We start from the raw sequence: 1,979 nt of genomic DNA, 5'->3' as shown, positions 1-1,979 counted from the left end.
TCGGCGTCGATCGTCAGCGGGGCACCCAAGACGACCAGTGGCGCCCCGTACTTGGGACATTCGATGGCTTGTTCGAGTGACAGTCCGCCGACGGCCTGGACGGGAATCTTGACCGCGCCGACCACCTCACGAAGCTGGTCCAGCGGGCTCGGCATCCGCAGCCCTCGGGCCGCGATGCCGCGTCGCTCATCGTAACCGATGTGATGGATCACAAAGTCACAGCCGAGGTCTTCGAGCCACTTCGCCCCGGCAACCATGTCTTCGCAAACCATGTTGTCGCCCATCACCTTGCAGCCAAAGTCCGCACCGGCTTTGACGACGCAACGAATGGTTTCTTCGTGGGCGCGAGCCATCACGACCACGTGCGTCGCACCGGCCTTGGCCATCATCTCGGCTTCCAAGTAGCCGCCGTCCATCGTTTTCAGATCCGCCACGATCGGCGTCTCGGGAAACGCCTCCCGCAACGCCCGCACCCCGTGCAACCCTTCGGCCAAGATCAGCGGCGTGCCGGCTTCCAACCAATCCACCCCGGCCCGCATGGCCAGATGAGCCGTTTCGAGTGCTTCGTCGATGTTGGTCAAGTCAAGAGAGATTTGGACGATGGGGCGCATGGCTGAAGGTAAGTTGAGGGCTAAAGTGGGGTAAGCATCCTGCTTGCCACCCTCGCCAGCTCTGCTGGCGGGCGGCTTCCAAAACAGTGTGTCCCCAGGTGGAGCTTGGGATCAAAGATGGTCCTACGGCAGTTCCATCACTTCGACTTTCCGGATGTGGACCTTGCTGCCCGGGTCGTGTTGCTGGAACGCAAAGTGGCCTTCTTTGAAGGTCAGATCAAAATCCAGGTACTCGTACAATTCGTTTCCATCGACGGTGACTTTGATCCGTGTCATGTTGCGTCCGCGCCAGACGTCGTCGCGAACTTCCAAGTCATACGTGAACCAAGTCCCCGGTTTGACGTGCTGCTTGTAGACGTGGCACATCCCGTAGATCGATCCGGTGCGAATCGGATCGGTGTGGGTGCTGTCGATCTGCGCTTCGTAGCCATCGGTGAATCCCGGTTTTCGCGTGGTGCGGAAGTACAGCCCGGAGTTTCCACCGTCGTTGATTTTAATTTCGGCGCGATAGCGAAAATTCTTGTACGGTCCAGTCGTGTTGACCAACATCGACGGCGGTCCGGAGCCCGCGATCGCGCCGTCTTCGACTTTCCAAACACTCTTCTCGTTGCCGACCTTTTCCCAGCCGTCGAGCGTTTCGCCGTCGAACAAGGACACCCACTTGCCGTCCTCGGCCGAGGCAGTCGATGCGATGAAACAAAGTGACAACGCGGCAAAGCCGCAGAACAAACGTCGAGCAATCGTCATGGTGAGATCCCAAAAGTGTAAAACAGTCGGTTCGTGCCTGAATCGGTGAACAGGCCAAAGTCAAAGCACAGAGTTCAATGCGCAGGTTTAATGTACAGCTTTCATGCACAGGGAGGGAGCAACACTTTAACCGCCCCCCGCGGCGGCGGCTATCATGCATGACGATGAAACGCACGGCGCGCGTTTCGAGTAGCTTTCAGCGCATTCCACATGACTCCGCGATCCGGCCCATCTGCCCAAACCACTCGAAATCAGAACCATGAACTCGACTTGCCACTGCATCGCCGCTTGCGCCGCGACGGGCTTTGCCGTTTTCGGCAGTCTCTCGACTGCCGCGGATCCGCAGCGCCCCGGTGGCCCCAAAAAGAAATCGGTTCCGAAGAAGAAGTCCTAATGCTTTGTCAACGATTATACTGAGGGTGCAGCCGAAAAGACGTCAGGTACCAATAACCGAATGGCACGGGCATGAGTGTTGGTGTGCAGGCTTTAGCCGCTTACTGTCGCTGCGTCGCAGCGACCGGGAATCGCCTGAAGGCTAAACACCAACGATTGCTGAATCCTTCCTGACCTCCTCTCCATTCCGTCCCAGGAAAGGTCTCTCATGCGATCGCTTGTTGTCAT

The 1,979-nt window shown here is 58.1% G+C and carries 2 protein-coding genes; both read right to left on the bottom strand.

Annotated features, from left to right (window positions below):
* Positions 1-611, bottom strand: a 611-nt coding sequence (locus ABX749_RS31125; RefSeq protein ID WP_372899461.1) for an orotidine 5'-phosphate decarboxylase / HUMPS family protein, incomplete at its 3' end; no start/stop codon positions are given.
* A gap of 123 nt (positions 612-734) precedes the next feature.
* The gene (locus ABX749_RS31120; RefSeq protein ID WP_145221559.1) at positions 735-1,358 is read right to left on the bottom strand and encodes a DUF1080 domain-containing protein; all 624 of its coding nucleotides are present in this window, start codon (positions 1,356-1,358) and stop codon (positions 735-737) included.
* Positions 1,359-1,979 lie beyond the last annotated feature (621 nt).

The organism is Stieleria sp. (assembly GCF_041595215.1).
In the GTDB taxonomy this organism is placed as follows: domain Bacteria; phylum Planctomycetota; class Planctomycetia; order Pirellulales; family Pirellulaceae; genus Stieleria; species Stieleria magnilauensis.
This window is presented reverse-complemented; position numbering and strand designations above follow the sequence as displayed.